Raw genomic sequence first — 18543 nt, forward strand, 5'->3', positions numbered from 1 at the left:
AGCGGGAATCGAGCAAGATGAAAATGGCAACTACACATTTAACCCACAAAACTTCATTCTAGGATTTTTAGGCGGCGCAGCAGCGAGTAAGGCAACGCAAGCCGCGTTTAAAAATCCAAAAATCAAGGCTAAAGCAGAAAAATTTGCTACAATTTTAAAAATCCAAGCGAAAAAAGATAGCAAAATGCAATATGGAATTTTTAAAAGAATCGAGCAAAGCCCAAAATATGGTTCAAAAATGGATATTTTGGGCGCGCAAAATTGCAATGCCAAAACGCTAGAGTTTGTATTGTTAAAAAATAAGCGTATAGCAGTGTCAAATCTTGCCCCACAAATAGCACAAAAGCTTGGCTTTAAATATCCAAATGATGTGCACAGAACAATTCAACCAGATGAGATAATCCATACACTGACGCGACATGGTGCAGATTCTGATTTGGTTAAAAAGAGCAGGCAAAAAGCGGTAACGCTGGATGAAATATCCAAATGGATGGATTATGCGGATAATGCAGATATACAAGGGCTTAGCAAAGATAAAAGTGGCAATGAAGTTTTGGTAAGCGCAAAACAGCTTGATAATGGATATTATGTAGTGATAGAACAAATCAGAAAAGGGCAAAATGAACTTAGCTATAAAAATATGTATTTTGAAAATGGAATAGTCGATGAAAGCGTAGTGGGCAGAAAAATAGAGCTAGCCCCCCAGCTTCCTCCTAAGTTATGAGCTTAGTGCTTTGTTCGGCTAACTTGGCATATTATAACAAATAAAGATAAACTATAGCTTAAGAGATTTAAGAGTGTAAGGCAGACACTCACAAGAACTAGAAAACTACGAAAAAGAACTGCAAGCCAAAGTGGATAAACTGCAACAAAAGCGACTAGAAAGCCTGCTAGCACAAAAAAGAGTTATAGAGAATCCTAGCTCACTGCACCCGCACAAGACGATAGGCATTCCACTAGACCAAATACACAAAGGCGCAAAGATTGGGGATATAACAGCAAAAAGTCAGAGACAGGGGGAATTTGGTAAAAAGCCAAGTATGCCAAAGTTTTATGAAAAGGAAAGTGGCAAAGAAAAAGAACTAAGCTATCCGCTAGAGCGCCTAAAAGGCAAGATGATTTTATACAAGGGACATAATTATGATTTGTTTAGCAATGCTATGACTATCAAAAAATATGCACTAAATGGGGAGCCAGAGCAAGGAAGTAGAAATGAGGATCTGTTTGAAGTAATAAGAAATGCCATAGAAAGAAGGTTGAATGTAAAACCAATCATAGATTTTGGCACAAATTATGCAGAATTTTACCACGATGGCACAAGGGCAGTGCAAAAGCTTTTGAACGAAAAGCAAGGGCAAGTAGCTGGAGCGTTTTATAAAGAGGACTTGGGGGATATTGATTTAGTTTGGGGAGATTCTGCAATAGGCTTAAAAAAGATAATAGAGAAGCATTTGGATGATTTTAAAATTTGGGGAGAGGGACAAGAGGGCTTAATCAAGGGGATAAATGAAATCATAGAGAGCGGCAAGCTAATCGATGAGAATGGTATAAAAACGATTTGGCATAAAAAAGGCGATGATTATTATCTTGTAGGATTATCAAAAGGGTTTAATGGCAAGGGCAAGAATCTTTGGGTTATTACGAGTTATCACAAAACAAACCCATCAGATAAGCAAAGAAAATATTTTGATAGCTCTAGCGAGGCTCTTTCCGCTAACACTAGATTTAACAAGCTATAGACTCCTAGCTCGACTATCTAGCCTAATCATACCACGCCAAAGCTAACAATGCAAGACAAGAAGCAAAAAGGATGATTTTAACCCTTTTTTTATCCTGCACTAGATTCTATACTGCGCCAAAATCAAAAAAGGCAATGTAATGGAAAACTCCACCAAATTTCTTTGTGTCGCTGGCGTGCTTTTGATAGCTAGCCTGTGCGTGTTTGGTGACACTTATAAAACAGAATACGTAGCTTTAGGCGATAACATCTGCAGCGTTTTGGCTTTTGCAGGTTTTATATGTCTTTGCATTAGCATGTCGCTTTGGCATGAAGAAGGGATAATGGAAAGATGGGATAAAGAAGTCGCCAAAAAAAGGAGGCTAAAGAGAAACAAGCGCAAGGAAAGCAAGCGCAAAATCAAAAACAAGCGCAAGAAAAGGCAGGTGATTTATGGGTGATTTAGCAAGCATAGATTGTCCGCTTGGGCTTGTGGCTTTATTGTTAGTAGCCTCGCTCATAGCTGGTGTTTTGGTGACTCTTTTTGTAAGCTATCCCTTTGGGTTGCTTATGATTGTTTTTGCGGGAATGCTTGCGATGGTTGCAGAGCAAAAGTCAGCGATAGAGATAGTCTTTGGGCTTGCTGTGGCTTTTGTGTTAGCAGTTATTGGCGGCTTTTTGTTTAAATGGATAGATAGAGATTTTAGGGGCTAGTATGGATATAGATTTGTTTTTGGCTTTGTTTTCTAAAGAAACTGCGCTGTGCTTGTTTTGCTCCGCCCCAAGCCTTAAGAGTGGTGAGCTCACTCAAAAATAGATAAACACACAAAGTAAAGTTTTTTAGTAAAGCGCAGAGGTTTTAACCTAACGCCCCCAAAGGTGAAGGGTTTTTAGCAATCCATTTAAAATGGTAAAAGATGTGTTTTCTTGGTGGTCCAGAGAGAAATTGTAAATTGTCATTGCGAGCAGACTTGTTTGCGAAGCAATCTTTTTGGTGGTGAATAACTTTGCTTCTTGCAAAATTTGCAGATTCTAGAGCGCAAGAGGTAAAATTTTACTACATTGCGTTGTTTAGCCAAAATACCAAACAGCAAGTCGCAAGGATTGCAAAAATTCACCTTTGGTTATAAAAGATAAAAATTATTTGTTATAATTTTGTGCCTTTGTTGCAGGTTTATCACAGCCTTTTGCAACAATATCGCAACAACTTAAGGAGAAAACATGGGAACAAAATCCTCAAAAATCACTAGCAAGATTCTAGCAAGTGCCACGATTTGCGCTGCTTTGCTAGGTCAAAATCTAGCGGCAAGCGACAAGGCCGCAAGCGAGCAAGTGCCACAAAAATACGACGCAGAAGCGATCGCTAATGTGTTTTATGCGCTAAATGGCGACGCCAAAGACCCGCACAAAAAGATAAATCACACCAAAGGATTTTGCGCGAGTGGGAAGTTTATCCCACAACAAGATGTGAGCAAAAATCTAGGCATAGCCATGCTAGAAGAGGCGGAAATCCCCACGCAAGTGCGCTACTCTCTAGGCGGTGGCAACCCGCGCATGAGTGACAAAAGCAAGATGCGCGGAATGGCGCTAAAAATGCAGGGCGCAAATGGGCTATGGGAAATCGTGATGTTTAACCCAGAGATAAATTTCGCCAAAAATCCGCAGGAGTTTTGGGGGTATTTCGCGATGAAGCTGCCCGGCGCTGATGGCAAGCCAGATAGTGCCAAAATCGCCAAGCTTACTAATGAGGTGGATTCTTATCGCAACTTTGAAAAATACATGGAAAATATCGGCATCACGCCAAGCGTGGCAAATACCAACTTTAACAGCGTGCATACATTTTGGTTTGTCGATCATCGTGGCAAAAAGCCAAAAGAGCGCGCGGCTAGGTGGAAGTTTGTCCCACAAGAAGGCGTAAAATACGCTACGCAAGAGGAGCTAAAGGATATGGGTGATGACTTTTTGAAGGCGGATTTGCAAGCGCGCACGCAAAAAGCACCTATCAAATACGATATATATCTAGTTTTTGCCAACAAAAATGATGTGACAAACAACACCACGGCGCTTTGGAAAGGCAAGCATGAAGAACTGCTCGTAGGCACGCTAGAGGTGGAAAAATACAGCGGCGAGGCGTGCAATCAAGAGGTGTTTATGCCCTCCATCCTGCCAGCTGGGGTAAATCCGCCAAAAGATCCGCTTTTTGACATCCGCAATGAAGTGTATGGTATAACCTTTGGGCGCAGGCAATAGGTTTTTGGTGCTTTGTCTAGATAGTTTTTTGATAGTTTCTTGTGACTTTATGTTTGGGCTGCTTTTTTGGAGGCAGCGGTGGATTCTGACAGACTTTTAGGCTTGTCAGAATCCAACAAGGAATCGCCTTATGGATATTAAACTCAAATTGCATTCGATATTTCAAAATTTATTTGCTTGGCATTTTATATTAAATTTTCTTGATAAGACTATGCTGAGTTGTGAGATGGTGTGCCAGTCAATATAAAAGTATTAAAAATACAAGGCGGCTTCAATATAATGCAAAACTATGGCAAAAATAATATCAAAATATAAGGCGAAGCGCTCTTGGATGTAAAATTACACCGCGTGGCACGGTATAATTTTACGAAAAAGCCTTTAGTGCAAATCTCTCCAGATTTTTTGCTTCCATAGATATGCGATGACAGCCATGATACCAAAGAAGATGATGATTTTTATACCTAGGCTTTCTCGCTCTTCTTTTTTGCTATCACCCACAGATTCTAGGTAGGCAATGATTTGTTTTTCTGCTTGCTCGCTAGCACCCACGCGAGGCATAGAAGTGCCATGTAGCAGTTTTTGCGGATCATTTACGAAGTTTTCCAGATACTCCGCACCTCTTGCGCGAATCATCATTGATAGGTCAGGCGCCTTTTTACCAAGATAGCGCGCGATGTCGTTTGGATCGCTTACAGAGGCTACTTTGTCATAGCTTACACTATGGCAGCGCGCGCAAGACTGCTCAAACACTTGCTTATTATCTAGCTCTTTTGGCGCGATAGATTGTAGATACACTACCACGCTAGCAAGCTCCTCTTCGCTAAAGTGCATATATGGAGGCATCGGATGATTGAAATCATCTTTATCCCATAGCTTAGAAGCAAAGGTTGGGTTTTTGATAAAATGCGCTAGATAGTTGCCATCAAGCACCGCTGCGATACTGGAGAGATCTGGAGGTGTCACGCCATAAGCAGCAGATTTTTCTAGATCACTTTGCTCCGTGCGCCCTAGCTCTTGAGAATCTATACTATGGCATGCAGTGCATTGCTCTACCACGATGTTCTTGCCAGCTTCTGCGTTACCTTTGGAGAAATCTATCTCGCTCCAAAATCCTTCAAGCATAGCGATGTTTGTGTTTAGCTTATCAAGCGCTGCTTGGGCTTTGTTGATATCTTTTGGGTTTCCAGAATCCTGCGCTGCTTTTAGATTCTCTTCCGCTTTGGTTACAGCTTGTTTCATCTGCTCTAGCGCGAGTTTGTCGGATTCTTGGAAGTTATAGTTTGGTCCGCTTACTTTTGGGTGCATGATGCTATGTGCTAGCGGCTCCACACCCCAATAAATCACGCCAACAACAACAGCCACAATGACTAGAATCTTAAGCTCTCTCATTGCGCACCTCCTTGTTTTTTGCGCTCAACTATCGCGATAAGCGGTAGCGCGACAAATATTAGAATCAAAAATGAGATAGAAGCCACACAGCCTATGTATGTGTTTATCCCTTCCGGTGGGAGTTTGCCATATATGGTTAGCACGATAAGATCGACTATAAGCAACCAAAACCATATCACAAAGCCCTTTCTTTTGTGTGCTGGGCGCACGACTTGGCTTCTATCAAGCCATGGCAAAAATAGAAACGCCACTTGCGCGATACCAAATGCCGCAAGCCCGATGTCTGCTGCTTTGATAGGTCCTACATTAAAGAAAAAGCCTCTTAGCACTTCATAGCTCCACAAGAAATACCACTCTGGATAAATGTGCGCTGGTGTGGCTAGGTTGTCCGCTGGATCGAAGTTGATAGGATCCATCGCAAAGTCAAAGTGATAGCTCACCAAAAAGAAAAATATCATCATAAATAGACAGATGATGAAAATATCTTTTGACAAGAAAACAGGCCAGAAAGGAATCACTTTAGATTCTGCTTTTTTGCCTTCTTGGTATTTTTTCGCCTCTGCTTCAAAATCAAACTCTTCGCCCTCTTGGTTATTGACATGTGGGAATCTAAGAGAATAGAAGTGGAATGCGATAAGCATCATAATGACTACTGGCAATAGCACGACATGCAGCATGAAAAATCTAGTCAATGTCGCATCAGATACGCCGTAGTTTCCGCGGATCCACTCTGCAAGTGCTTCGCCGATGAATGGGATATTTCTAAAAATATCAGTGATAACAGTCGCCGCCCAGAAGCTCATCTGCCCCCATGGAAGCATATATCCGCTAAACGCTTCAGCAGAAAATGTCACAAATAGCAACATCCCGCCTATCCATATCATCTCGCGCCCGCGCTTATATGAGCCATAATAAATAGCCACAAACATATGGATATAGATGATGACAAACACCACGCTCGCCGCCACAGCGTGTATATGCCGCCATAGCCACCCATAATCCACCTCTTGCATAATAGTGTAATTCACACTATAAAACGCGAGATTTACATCTGGTTTGTAATAGGAGAGCAAAAATAGCCCGCTCACCACCAAAAGGGTAAAAAGGACGAGCAACACGACGCCCATAGCCCAAAGCCAATTGATGTTTTTGGGAATCCAATATTCCGTCATCATCACCTTAACAAAGCTTTTCACAGCGAGGCGCTGATCTAGCCAATCGATAAAGCCATCTGCTTTTTTTATCTGTGCCATACTCTCTCCTTATGCTTGCATCATTTGCTCGTATTCAGCACCAGACACGCCAAGTGTCAAAGTCGTGCCCTCAAGCTTAAATGGCGGAATATCAAACGGACGCGGCGGCGGCGTGCCAGCGATATTTATCCCCTCAATCGTAAATCTACCGCCATGACAAGGGCAAAGAAACTCCTCATCATCTTTGCGATACGCAGGGATACAGCCTAGGTGTGTGCAGATTTGCACGCCAAGCGTGTAAATATCATCGCCGATTTTAAAATCGCGCTTGGCATTGAAGCTATCGCTTTTAAACTTTTTGATGATATACACAGGCTTTCCGCGCCACTCTACGCGCGAAAAATCGCCCTCTTTCATGCCCCCTATATCCACCGTCGTAATCCCAGCAGAGACTACGCTTGGAAGTGGGTCCCAAGTCTTTTTCATTGCAATTAGCGAGGCTATCGCACCTACGGCAGTCACGCCGCCTAGTGTCATACCCAAGAAATCGCGTCTTTTGACTTCAGCCATTGCTTCTCTCCTTACAAGTTTGGGTGTTTAGGTATAAAAACTTGAGATTGTAACGCTAAACACTTAAAACTTACTTTAAAACAATTTTAAACGAAACATAAATGAGCGCAAAAAAATAGCAAAAATTTGCGCGGATTTGCATTATTGCCTGCTTTTTGGGAGGTGATTTAATGGGGTTTTTGGTGGTAGTTTTGGATGAAAATTTTGCGTGGATTTTTTGTGGCGGATTTTGCGCTTGGATTTTACAGGATTTTTGCGTGGATTTTTGTTTAGATTCTGCGTTGTGTTTTTGTGCGGATTTTTTGCGCGCTTTTAGTTTAAGATTGCTTTTTGGCAAGAATATATATAGGCTCATAAGTGATGCGCCCGCCAAAGCGCTTTTCATACTCCAGCAGCGTTTTTTTGGTGAGCTTTTTGATGGGCTTGCGCGCGCGAGAATCTAAATTTTCAGAATCCAAAGCAGAATCTAAAAAGCTAGATTCTGCATTTTTGCGAGAATCCAAATTTTCAGTATTTTCAGCATCCAAACTCGCGCTAGATTCTGCGCAAAAAGTTGATTTTGTGTGTGAAGTGGTTTTTGCGTGTGAAGCGGATTTTGCGCGCGCATTGTTGATACCAAACGCATTTACCCCGCTTTGTCGCAGATGTCTAAACACCCCGCGCGCATCGCCAAAATCTAGCGTTATTTTCTCGCTCTCCAAAGCACAAATCTCTAGCCCCAGATTTTCCAATATCGCGCCAATCTCGCGCGCCTCCAAATACTCCAGCGAAACGCCCAAAATCTCGCGCACCTCGCGCAGATTCTGCCTGCCAAAGCTGCTTAGCAAAAGCACGCCTTCACGCTCTAGCATCCGCGCCAAAGTCGGCAAAATCTCGCGCGCATTAAGCCATTGTAAGCACGCATTTGATGCGATGAGATCAAACTTTTGTGTGCCTATTTTGTGACGCGCCAAATGATTCATATCAAATATTTCCACGCGATTTTTTGCGCTATTTTCTATGCTATTTTTTGCGCGCGCACCAGAATCTAGCCGCGCCAAAAGCGCCTCTGTATGGTTATTTATATCATTACAGACAAACTCTTGATAGCAGATCGCCGCTTGCAGCGCCTCGCTAAAATCGCCACTCCCCGCGCCAAACTCAAACACGCGCGCAAACGCATCGCGCTTGATATGCACTTTTAGCAGCTTTAGCAGATTCTCGCGCATCATTGCTTGGACTATCGCAGCATCCTTGTAGCTCTCTTTGGCATGCCAAAAGCTGCTTTTGATGGCGTTTGCGCTTGGCGCACTAGAATCCACACGCCTAAAATCCGCCTTACCGGAATCCACTTTGCTAGAATCCATGCGACTAGAATCTACATCGCGCATATCTCGCCCCAGCTTTTGAAATGACTAAACGCAAAATGCGGCGCGTCTATATAATGTATCGCGGTGCTCGTTTGCGCGAAAAACGCGCTATTTGCCTGCGGAGGGAAAATTTTATCTTGGCGCGAGATGATAACGACATCATAGGCAAATGTCAGATTTTGCTCGCTCGCGCAAAACTCTTGCAAACACAAAAGCTCTTTTTTTAGCGCACTGGTGTCAGAATCTAGCCTAAACTTTTGCGCTAGTTTTGCTATTTGTGCGCCAGAATCTATATTTTCAGAATCCGCATTTTTGGGTTCTGGCGTGGATTCTGCTTTTTTAGATTCTGCTAGATTCTCGCCAAAAAGCGCGCTGGCAAATGCCTTGATGTCTAAATGCTTGGCAGTGCGCGCGAAAATCCTAGCTTTGATACCAAAAGTATCGTGTATGCCGGCATTGCTGCCATTTATCGCGATAGCTTTGCTTATGCGCGCGGTTAGGCTCGGGCTTTGCGCTAAGATTTTCGCGCCCACGCAGACACCCATAGAAAAGCCAACAAGCACGCAAGAATCTATTTTGCAAGCTTGAGAATCCGCGCGTAAAACGCCACTAGAATCCGATTTTTCACGCGCGCCAAAAGCGCCAAAAATGCACGCCAAAGCAGATTCTAGCGCGCCAGCAAGCGTGATATTTGACGCGCTTGGTGGCGCACACAGCATATTTATATCATCATATTCATAGCACATTATGACACCAAAATCTTTGCCAAAATCCTCGCCAAAACCTTTGCTGGCATCCCCGCTGCAATCTCCGCCAAAATCCCCATTTTGCGCTAAAAGATGCGAAAACATAGTCGGACTACTGCCAAACCCACCAAAAAATAGAATCAGATTTTTTGCGCTTAAAATGCCAGATTCTCGCGCGCATTGCAATATTTGCGCCTCTAGCAGATCTTGCGCGCTATTTGCGCCAGCCGCGCCAGCCGCGTGATTTATGCTATCTGCGCTAGCTACACCAGCTACACTTGGCGCGATTTGCGATAGATCCAGCACGCACTCGCCGCGCTTCGTGATAAACGCCAGCTTCATAGCGCCTCGCATAGGGCATCTATCATGCCTTTTTCCATGCCAGCATTTAGGCAGAAGCGGATTCTCGCGGTGTTTGCTGGCACGCTGGGCGCTTTTATCGCAGGGGCGAAAAATCCGCTAGATTCTAGCTTTTTTGCCACGCTAAGCGCGCGCTCGTTGCTTCCTAGCACCAAAGAGATGATTTGCAGCGCGCCCAAAACCGCGCCAGAATCCACCTTTTTAGACCCCACCTTTTTAGATTCTGCACCAGAATCCAAATTTGCAGAATCTAAATTTTCAGAATCCAAACTCGCGCCAGCCAAAGAATCCCCAGAATCCAAATCCCCAGAATCCAAAGCGCTTCCAAACTCCAGCCCCATTTCCCTAGCCTTCGCCCCTAGATTCTCGCGCATATACGCACTTAGGCTTGCTAGCTTTTGCCTTCGCGCTTGCATTTTTATCATTTCTTTAAAAGAGAAGTAGCTAAACGCCACATTTATCGGCGCAATCGCGGTAGAATAGATAAGCGCGCGCGCACGATTGACAAAAAACTCGCGAAAATCCGCACTGCAAATCATACAAGCCCCAACCGATGCGATAGCCTTGCCAAACGCGAGCACCAGAAAATCCACCTCGCCACTTACACCAAGTGCGTGCGCCAGCCCCAGCCCCTGCTCGCCACACACGCCTATGCTATGCGCTTCATCGAGGTAGAGATAGGCGTTTTTGTAGGTGTGCTTTAGCGCGATGAGCGATTTTAGCGGGGCGAAATCGCCCTCCATGCTGAAAATCCCCTCGCTAAGGATGAAAATATGCCTATATTGCGCGTGGTTGGATTCTAGCAGAGCGCGCAGCTCGCCCATGTCATTGTGCCTAAATCGGCGGAATCTAGCGCGGCACAGGCGCAAACCATCGATGATGCTTGCGTGTATGTATTCATCGGCCAAAAAAAGGCTAGATTCTAGCTCGCTAAGTGCGGCGATGCAAGAGATGTTTAGATGGTAGCCGCTGTTGAAAAGTAGCGCTTTTTGCGGGGCGTAGAGGCTTTGTAAAAACGCCTCAAACATGCTATTTATCTCAAATCCACCGCTTAATAGCCTAGAAGATGAGCTGCCAAAGCGCAGCGCATCGGCGGGCAGATTTTGCCTAGCGAAATCTAGAAATCTTGTGGTGGTGCTGGCGCGCGCGGTGGTATTGGTGGTAGTGCTGGCTTTGTCGCGGTTTTTGTCGCGATTGTTTGCGCCGCTAGAAATATCATTTTGCGCGCAATTTTGCACATCATCGCAAGCGATACCTAGATAATCATTACTCGCAAAATTTAGTAGTTTCTGCCCGCCTCTATAGATATAGATTCCGCTATGCTTGACGTCTTTTATCTCGCGCAGATTCTGCTCTTTTGCTAGCTTTGTCAGAATCGCGCGCGCGTCGTTTTCGGCTTGCGCGGTGTGGTTGGTGGTGTTATTTATAGTGTCGTTTTTATCGTTTGCGCGGGGCATTTGGCGCTTTCCTTAATAGCTAAAATCATCAAATTGACAAAAGCAAAAGCATAGCCAAAAGCTGCTTATGCTAAAATTTTAAAAAGCAGAATCTAAAAATGCCAAATCCAAAAATAAAAACGCCCGAACGCACAAAGGACGCCACAAAATGAAAAAAAACCAAGCCAAAACCGTGACAAAATTGCTAGAATCTAAGCGCGACAAAAAATCGCGACAAAAATCACAGAATCTAAGCGCGCCAAAAAGCCACGACAAAACCACCAAAAAGCCAAAAAGTCGTGACAAAGCCACCAAAATGCCCAAAACAAACCGCGCATTATCCGCGCTTGATTTAGCGCACATCTGGCATCCTTGCACGCAGATGCAAGAGCATGAGGATCTAGCGCTCATTCCCATCGCGCGCGCGAAGGGCGTGTATCTGTATGATTTTGATGGAAATAGCTATATCGATGGGATTAGCAGCTGGTGGGTGAATCTTTTTGGGCATGGCAACAAGCGCATAAACAAGGCTATCACTAAGCAGCTTTCAAACCTAGAGCATGTGCTGCTGGCGGGCTTTACGCATGAGCCTATCATCCGCCTTTCTACGCGGCTTTGTGAGAAATTGCCCCCAAAGCTAGAGAAATGTTTCTACGCGGATAATGGCTCTTCAGCGATAGAGGTCGCGCTAAAAATGAGCTTTCATTATCATAGCCTGCGGGATTTTGATTTGCGGGATTTTGATTTGCAAGATTCTGATTTGCAGGCAGAATCTAGCTTGAAAAAAAGCGCGCCAAAACAAGCGCTGCGCAAAAAGCGCACCAAATTTTTGGCACTAGAAAACGCCTATCATGGCGAGACGCTCGGCGCGCTAAGCGTGGGCGATGTGGAGCTTTACAAAAAGACTTATGAGCCACTATTGCTAGAATGCATCACCACGCCCGTGCCAAAAAGCTACAATATCACCAGCGCGCGAGAATCTAAAAGCGCGCCACACGCCATGCAAACCACCTTCACGCCGGCAAATCTAGATTCTAGCGCGTATTTTCAAAAAGAGCTAGACGCGCTAGAATCCATCCTGCAAGCGCATGGCGATGAGATTTGCGCTTTTATCCTAGAGCCGCTCGTGCAGTGTGCGGGCGAGATGAATATGTATCCGCGCGGTTTCATAAAGCGTGCGTGCGAGATGTGCGCGAAGAGAGGGATACATATCATTTTTGATGAGATTGCGGTGGGGTTTGGGCGCACAGGCAGTATGTTTGCGCTAGAATCTTGCGGCGTGACGCCGGATTTCCTATGCCTTTCAAAAGGCATCACCGGCGGCTACATGCCCCTAAGCGTCGTCATCACAAGCCAAGAGATTTACAGCGCGTTTTATGCGCCTTATGAGGCGGGCAGGGCGTTTTTGCACTCGCACAGCTACACGGGCAACGCGCTGGCGTGTAGCGCGGCAAACGCGGTGCTAGATATTTTTGAAAAAGAGGACATCATCGCGCGCAACGCTAAGCTTGCAGAATCTATCGCGGCGCAATGGTGTAGCATCGCAAACATCAAAAGCATCGCGCATAAAGTGCGTAATATTCGGCATTGTGGGATGATTTTCGCGCTAGATATTGTGGGTGAAAATATCACTAATAGAGAAATAATCGGGCATAGAGGCGAGCTAGATTCTGAAGCGCTAGAATCTAAAGAGCTAGATTTTGGAGTGCTGGAATCTGCAAAAATAGATTCTGCTAATTTAGATTCTCGTGCGCCAAAATCCGCAAAACTAGATTCTGGCGCGCAAAAAGGCGGGCTAGAGTCCGCCACCGCGCAAACCACGCGCCAAAAATCACCACAAAAATCATCGCCAAAATCGCCCAAAAAAGCACCCCAAAAACGACTAGGACTTTTTATCTTCGAGCAGGCACTCAAGCGCGGTGTTTTGCTGCGCCCGCTTGGCAGCACCATATACTTCATGCCGCCATTTACGATAAGCAAAAAGCAGGCGCGCTATGTGATAAGGCAGATTATCGAGATTTTGGAGATGATTTAGTGCAAAAGGATTTAAAAAGCGGCGATTCTGCGCAGAATTTAGCGCCAAACTCATCGCAAAATCCGCCGCTAAGCGACTTTGAAACCGCGATGCAGACACTTATCGAGGATCTTTCAAGCCTCCCCGATAAACCCGGAATCTATCAATACTATGACAAAAATTCTAGGCTTTTGTATGTCGGCAAGGCAAAGAGTCTCAAAAACCGCGTGCGAAGCTATTTTGCGCTGACGCAGACCAAGCTTGCGCGCGCGCCCATCCCTAGCCCGCAAACCAGCCAGCGCATCGCTATCATGGTGCGCCAAATCGCCAAAATCGCGCTTGTGGTGGTGGATTCTGAACAAGATGCGCTGATACTTGAAAACTCGCTCATCAAGCAGATGAAGCCCAAATACAATGTGCTTTTGCGCGATGATAAGACTTATCCATATATCGCGTTTGATTTAGGGCTGGATTTTCCGGTGCCTTTTATCACGCGAAGCACGAAAGATGCGCTAGAAAATGGCGATAAAGATTCTGTGAAAAATGCAAAAATAGATTCTGCCAAAAACACCAAAAAAAGCGCAACCACCGCCGAGAACACAGCCACCACAGCCACCACAGCCACCACAGCCACAACGCTTGCCACCGCCTCCACCGCGCCCGCCAAAAACAGCGTCATATATTTTGGTCCATATCCTAGCGGTGCGCGCGAGATAGTGGATTCTCTGCTGGAGTTATTCCCGCTAGTCCAGCGCGCGCCCAGCTGTGTGGCGCAAAAAAAGGCATGCCTATTTTATCAGATACGCCGCTGTCTCGCCCCTTGTGAAAACCGCGTAAATAAGCAAGAATACCGCCAAATCATCGATAGCGCGATAAACTCGCTAAAAACGCCTAGCAAGCTTTATGCGCTGCTAGAGGATAAAATGCTGCAGCTTGCAGAATCTATGCGCTTTGAAGAAGCAGCAACTTATCGCGATAGGCTAAAAAAGCTTGCCAATCTGCAAAGCCTATCGACTATCGATTTGGCAAAAGATACCAATCTTGATGTGGTGTATTTTTATGCGCTGGATTCTGGTGTGGTGCTTGATTCTGGCGCGGGGTATGTGGCAGATGCGCCAAATATGCAAAATGCTTTAAGCGCGCCAAAGGTGCAAAATGTGGCAGATGCGCCAGAATCTAAAAAAGCAGAATCTAAAAAAGCGGATTCTAGTTTGGATACTAGCGCAAAAGTTGCTTTAGATTCTAGCACGCCAGCCGCCCGCCAAACACAAACACAAACACAAACACAAACACAAACACAAACACAAACACCAGCGCGCAAACAAAAGCTAGGCGTGCTTTTGTGGCTTTTTGTGCGCGAGGGCAAAATCGTATCATTTACCAATGAAATGGTGGGATACGAGCACTCAAGGGCTAGCGAAGTCTATACGCAAGCGATTCTAAACCGCTATTCTACCCGCCTGCCGCTGCTTCCGGAGGCGATTTTGCTGCCTAGTGTGGAGGAGTTTGGCGAGGAGGATTTGGAGATGTTGCTAGCATTTCTAGCTAGCACGCAGGGCAGGAAAATCCCCATCCTTTCGCCAAAGCGCGGTGCGCGCGCGCGTCTGCTAGAGCTAGCATGCAAAAACGCGCAAGAGATTTTGCAAAAAAGCACGCAAGAAAACGCCGATGAATACGCGATTTTATCGCAACTCCAAGAGCTTTTGAGTCTGCCTAGCGCGCCTTTGAGTATAGAGGTGTTTGACACGAGTCATCATGGAGGGAGTGACTGCGTGGGTGGTATGGTGGCGTATGAAAATGGCGCGTTTGTCAAAGATAAATATCGGCGCTACAAACTGCAAGGAAGCGATGAATACAGCCAAATGCGCGAGATGCTGACGCGCCGCGCGCTTAGCTTTGAGGAGAATCCGCCGCCGGATATGTGGCTCATCGATGGTGGCAAAGCGCAGGTGATGCTAGCGCGCGAGATACTAGAATCTAGCGGCGTAAATGCGGATAATATCGGCATCATCGGCATCGCCAAAGAAAAACGCTATTTAAAAGAGGAGCGCGATTTGAATGGGGGGCGTTATTTAAACGAGGGGCACTATTTGGAAAAGCGCGATCCAAAAATAAGCCGCGCAGTAAATGCTAGCCAAATGCGCGCCAACCGCGCCAAAGGCAGCGCGCATGATAAAATATATGTCTATCGCGGGGCTGGTGATGTGGATTCTAGCGTTTTAGATTCTGGCGTGCTGGATTCTGATGCTAGTTTTGAAGCAGAATCCAAAAAGGTAGATTTTGGCGCGGATTTGGCAGAATCTAGCGCGCGGGATTTTGGTGCGGATTTTGAGCCAGAATCCAAAAAAGCGGATTCTAGCGATTTGGATTCTAGCGATTTTCGCGCAAATGTCGAGATTTTGCGCCTTAGCCCAAATGATAGGCGATTGCAGTTTTTGCAAAAATTGCGCGATGAAGTGCATCGATACGCGATAACCTATCATCGCAACAAAAAACAAAAATCCATGCTAGCGCACGCTGATATACGAGCGCGCGGCATAAGCGAAGGGCAGATAAAGCGCCTACTAGCGCTGCTTGGCAGCTATGAAGCGATAAAAAATCTAAGCGCTGATGAGGCAAAAGAGCTACTCAAAAAGCGCTAGATTCTAGCGCAACAAGGCTCGCTAGCATTGCGTAAGTATTGCGTATATCGCAAATTTGCTTGCAAATCATCGAAGCTTTTAAACAGCGCAGAAAAAGTGGATTCTGATAAAGCATCGTCTGCAAAATAAGGATGCCACAAAAGAAATAAATCTTGATAATTTTATGCAATAATGCGGAATTAAATCTATGAAATAAGGCAAATGCAAAATGATAGGAAGATGTAAAACTCTTAATTTTTTCAAATCGCTCAAGTCGCTTAAAATATTCAAATCGCCAACAACACTTAAACTTCTCAAATCCCTTAGGCTTTTTGTCGCTATAACCCCTCTTGTGTTTTTGTTTGGTGGGTGTATTGGTTCGGGCTGGTTTGTGCCTTATGCAGTTCAGCCGAGCTATTGGAAAGCACAAAAATTAGCTGATATTCAAGATTATCGGGGATATGACTATCGTCCAGAAAAAGAGGAAACTTATAACACCATGCTTTCTTATTTTGGATATAAAAATTTGGATGAGCTTTTTCTGGTGGAGCCTAGAATATACCAAGACGAGAAAGGCATTATATTTAAGAGCTATTTTTTAACTAAAGAATACAATAATCGTATTACAATACATCTTGATATTGATTTTTTCCCAACTAAAGAACACAAAAAACCAAAAAGAGAAGATATTCGATGGTTAACATGGGGAATTATATGGTATAATAATAGAAATTACTTTGTAATGAAACCGTGTACTGGCTTTTATTGTGGCATAGGCATAGTAAGAGATGACGAATACTTTCAGACAAAGAAATTTAAAGATGACGACTAAAGAGCAGATAAATAAGATAAAAGATAATGCTGAGCTTGCTTGGGCGGCGTATGGGTATTTTGACAGGATAAAAGGCGCAGAACAAGATAGACAAAAAATCATAGAATATAAAAGAGGAAGAAAAGAATTAGACAAAAAGTTAGACAAACTAGCAAGAACCCTTGGACATTTAAAAGTCCTTGACAAACCCATCACCCTCGCCGACATACTGAATATAGATTATCAATGCTACCGAGATAAAAAAACAGGCAAAGTAACAAATGATGAATTTCTAGGCGGCGACTTCGCCCCCAATCAAGCAAAAAGATTTTTTGAAAAGTATGATTTGCTTATTCACCAGCCAAACACAGAATCTGGATTTTCTGCCACCTTATTCTAGCGAAGGAAACACAAAATGGCAGGAAAACACACATCTCTTAATTTTTTCAAATCGCCTAAATCACCAAAAACGCTTAAAGTCCTCAAATCCCTCAAAATCCTTAGGCTTTTTGTCGCTATAGCCCCGCTTGTGCTTTTGTTTGGTGGGTGCTCTGGCTGGGGTTGGTTTGTGCCTTATAATTTGCAGCCTAGTTATCATAAATTTAAGAAAATGTGCAAGTTAAATAAATTACCAAATGATGAAAATAAATACAATAAGTTTTTAAGTTACTTTGATACAGATTTAGATAGTTTGGATTGGGATGAGTTGAATAAAAATACGAAAATTTTAGAGCCTACAGGATTTTTTTATAAAAAATATAAAAATAAATATATGCTTGAATTGCAAAGATACAATATACATGGAATGATTAGGGTAGATATATTATTTTTTGCTAATCAAAAAGATTTTGCAAAAAATAATATAAATGTGGCAAAAATAATACCCATATGGAACACCGGCAGAAAAACTCTTAAGTTGGCGAATGAGGGAAATATGGAGGCTAGACTTATTGCCAAAAAGTTAGGTTGTTCAGATATTGACTCTGATTAAATAAGATATTTAAAGGATAGAAAATGACTAACAAAAAAACAAATTAACAAACTAAAAAATAACGCAGAATTGGCTTGGGCAGCTTATGGGTATTTTCACTTTACAAATAAAAGTTTTCATGAAGATAGCCCAACAAGAAAAAATGAAACTATTGCTCTTGTTGACATCCTCAACATAGAATATAAAGATTATGGAGTGGCGCAAACAATCCAACTGGGACAGAGCACAAAACAAATCATCATAGGCACTCTAGATGGCGACTTCACCCCCAACCAAGCAAAAAGATTCTTTAAAAAGTATGATTTGCTTATCCATCAGCCAAACACAGAAAAAGGATTTTCTGTCGGTTTATTTGAGGAGCTCATATGCTAGAGGCTTTGCTTTATGTGGTGATATTTTTTGTGGGAATATATGTTGTTGGCAAAATAATTTATTATATTATCCAAAAGCCCATTCTTATCATAGTTCTTTTTGTGATTCTCTTTGTATATTTCTTTGGCTGGGGCTGGTTTGTGCCTTATGGCTTGCAACCTAGTTATCATAAATTTAAGAAAATATGTGAGCTATACCCAACGAATTATCAAGGAGATACACATTCTGAGGAATATTATAATAAAGTCTTGGCTTTGTTTGATACAAGTTTAGATAAAATAGATTGGGATTATATACAAGATAACCTATCTCTTGGTTATAGTCGAGAAAACTATGTGTATAAGCTTGAAAAGCAGAAAGGCAGAATATATATTTCGGCATTGATGATTTTTGGAAAAGATAAAATTGCTACACGAGATAGTTTTAGCCATCTAAAACTTCTTGTTATGTGGGCAAATTACCGCCCTTATTTAGCTGGCGATGAAGGAACTGGATTTTATATAAGTGGAGATGTTGAGATGTGTTATATTTTTGAAAAAAAGAGGAAAAATGGCAAATAAAGAGCAAATAAACAAGATAAAAGATAATGCGGAATTGGCTTAGGTGTGTTCATGGATATTTTGCGGTATAATGTGGCGGGCAAATGCTTATCGCTGTGAAATTATTTGGGAGCTGATATAAATGAAAAAATATATTTTATTATTTATGCTATTTGCTTTTTGCG

At 43.5% G+C, this 18543-nt stretch carries 16 protein-coding genes and 3 pseudogenes; 13 read left to right on the forward strand and 6 right to left on the reverse strand.

What is annotated here, in order from left to right:
• The 5 genes and pseudogenes from BKN38_RS11220 to BKN38_RS08590 form a co-directional block, all read left to right on the forward strand.
• Positions 1-724, forward strand: a pseudogene (locus BKN38_RS11220) (hypothetical protein); the annotation flags it as partial.
• Positions 725-1115: 391 nt separating this feature from the next.
• Positions 1116-1739, forward strand: coding sequence for a hypothetical protein (locus tag BKN38_RS08575; protein ID WP_143000265.1), 624 nt, complete (start codon positions 1116-1118; stop codon positions 1737-1739).
• A 139-nt stretch (positions 1740-1878) separates the two neighbouring features.
• The gene (locus BKN38_RS08580; RefSeq protein ID WP_066456194.1) at positions 1879-2178 is read left to right on the forward strand and encodes a hypothetical protein; all 300 of its coding nucleotides are present in this window, start codon (positions 1879-1881) and stop codon (positions 2176-2178) included.
• A complete protein-coding gene (locus BKN38_RS08585) occupies positions 2171-2431 on the forward strand; it encodes a hypothetical protein (protein WP_066456192.1) in 261 nt (86 codons plus the stop codon). Before BKN38_RS08580 ends, BKN38_RS08585 begins: the two co-directional genes overlap by 8 nt.
• 507 nt (positions 2432-2938) lie before the next feature.
• Positions 2939-3967, forward strand: a complete 1029-nt coding sequence (locus BKN38_RS08590) for a catalase family peroxidase (RefSeq protein ID WP_066456189.1) — start codon at positions 2939-2941, stop codon at positions 3965-3967.
• A 378-nt stretch (positions 3968-4345) separates the two neighbouring features.
• Here the strand turns inward: BKN38_RS08590 and BKN38_RS08595 are convergent, their stop codons facing one another.
• The 6 genes from BKN38_RS08595 to BKN38_RS08625 all read right to left on the reverse strand — a co-directional run bounded on the left by BKN38_RS08595 (position 4346) and on the right by BKN38_RS08625 (position 11031).
• On the reverse strand, positions 4346-5356 hold the full coding sequence (locus BKN38_RS08595) for a c-type cytochrome (protein WP_066456182.1): 1011 nt from the start codon (positions 5354-5356) through the stop codon (positions 4346-4348).
• Entirely contained in the window at positions 5353-6609 is a 1257-nt protein-coding gene (locus BKN38_RS08600; RefSeq protein WP_066456179.1) for a cytochrome bc complex cytochrome b subunit, read from the reverse strand. Before BKN38_RS08600 ends, BKN38_RS08595 begins: the two co-directional genes overlap by 4 nt.
• A gap of 9 nt (positions 6610-6618) precedes the next feature.
• Complete coding sequence (locus BKN38_RS08605; RefSeq protein ID WP_066456176.1) at positions 6619-7119, reverse strand: Rieske 2Fe-2S domain-containing protein; 501 nt, start codon at positions 7117-7119, stop codon at positions 6619-6621.
• A gap of 317 nt (positions 7120-7436) precedes the next feature.
• Positions 7437-8489 (reverse strand): methyltransferase domain-containing protein, encoded by a 1053-nt coding sequence (locus tag BKN38_RS08615; RefSeq protein WP_066456170.1) that lies wholly within the window; start codon positions 8487-8489, stop codon positions 7437-7439.
• The gene (locus BKN38_RS08620) at positions 8477-9568 is read right to left on the reverse strand and encodes a DUF452 family protein (RefSeq protein WP_143000266.1); all 1092 of its coding nucleotides are present in this window, start codon (positions 9566-9568) and stop codon (positions 8477-8479) included. Before BKN38_RS08620 ends, BKN38_RS08615 begins: the two co-directional genes overlap by 13 nt.
• A complete protein-coding gene (locus BKN38_RS08625; protein WP_066456164.1) occupies positions 9553-11031 on the reverse strand; it encodes a pyridoxal phosphate-dependent aminotransferase family protein in 1479 nt (492 codons plus the stop codon). The genes BKN38_RS08620 and BKN38_RS08625 overlap by 16 nt, the downstream gene beginning before the upstream one ends.
• 295 nt (positions 11032-11326) lie before the next feature.
• Here BKN38_RS08625 and BKN38_RS08630 point away from each other — a divergent pair.
• The 8 genes and pseudogenes from BKN38_RS08630 to BKN38_RS08660 form a co-directional block, all read left to right on the forward strand.
• A pseudogene (locus tag BKN38_RS08630) lies at positions 11327-12628 on the forward strand (aminotransferase class III-fold pyridoxal phosphate-dependent enzyme); the annotation flags it as partial.
• Positions 12629-12886: 258 nt separating this feature from the next.
• Positions 12887-13045: pseudogene (locus tag BKN38_RS12315) on the forward strand (adenosylmethionine--8-amino-7-oxononanoate aminotransferase BioA); the annotation flags it as partial.
• A gap of 89 nt (positions 13046-13134) precedes the next feature.
• Positions 13135-15666 carry an excinuclease ABC subunit UvrC gene (locus BKN38_RS11225; protein ID WP_324737589.1) on the forward strand — a complete coding sequence of 844 codons (2532 nt, stop codon included), beginning with the start codon at positions 13135-13137 and terminating at the stop codon, positions 15664-15666.
• A gap of 208 nt (positions 15667-15874) precedes the next feature.
• Positions 15875-16477 (forward strand): hypothetical protein, encoded by a 603-nt coding sequence (locus BKN38_RS08640; protein ID WP_070957795.1) that lies wholly within the window; start codon positions 15875-15877, stop codon positions 16475-16477.
• Positions 16467-16856: a hypothetical protein gene (locus tag BKN38_RS08645; RefSeq protein ID WP_066456154.1), complete on the forward strand. Its 390-nt coding sequence runs from the start codon at positions 16467-16469 to the stop codon at positions 16854-16856. Before BKN38_RS08640 ends, BKN38_RS08645 begins: the two co-directional genes overlap by 11 nt.
• Before the next feature lie 15 nt (positions 16857-16871).
• A complete protein-coding gene (locus BKN38_RS08650; RefSeq protein WP_070957796.1) occupies positions 16872-17447 on the forward strand; it encodes a hypothetical protein in 576 nt (191 codons plus the stop codon).
• A gap of 69 nt (positions 17448-17516) precedes the next feature.
• Positions 17517-17819 (forward strand): hypothetical protein, encoded by a 303-nt coding sequence (locus tag BKN38_RS08655; protein WP_233713027.1) that lies wholly within the window; start codon positions 17517-17519, stop codon positions 17817-17819.
• Complete coding sequence (locus tag BKN38_RS08660; RefSeq protein ID WP_066453351.1) at positions 17813-18379, forward strand: hypothetical protein; 567 nt, start codon at positions 17813-17815, stop codon at positions 18377-18379. The genes BKN38_RS08655 and BKN38_RS08660 overlap by 7 nt, the downstream gene beginning before the upstream one ends.
• Positions 18380-18543: the final 164 nt, after the last annotated feature.

Origin of the sequence: Helicobacter sp. CLO-3 (assembly GCF_001854545.1) — a bacterium.
Taxonomy (GTDB): Bacteria; Campylobacterota; Campylobacteria; order Campylobacterales; family Helicobacteraceae; genus Helicobacter_B.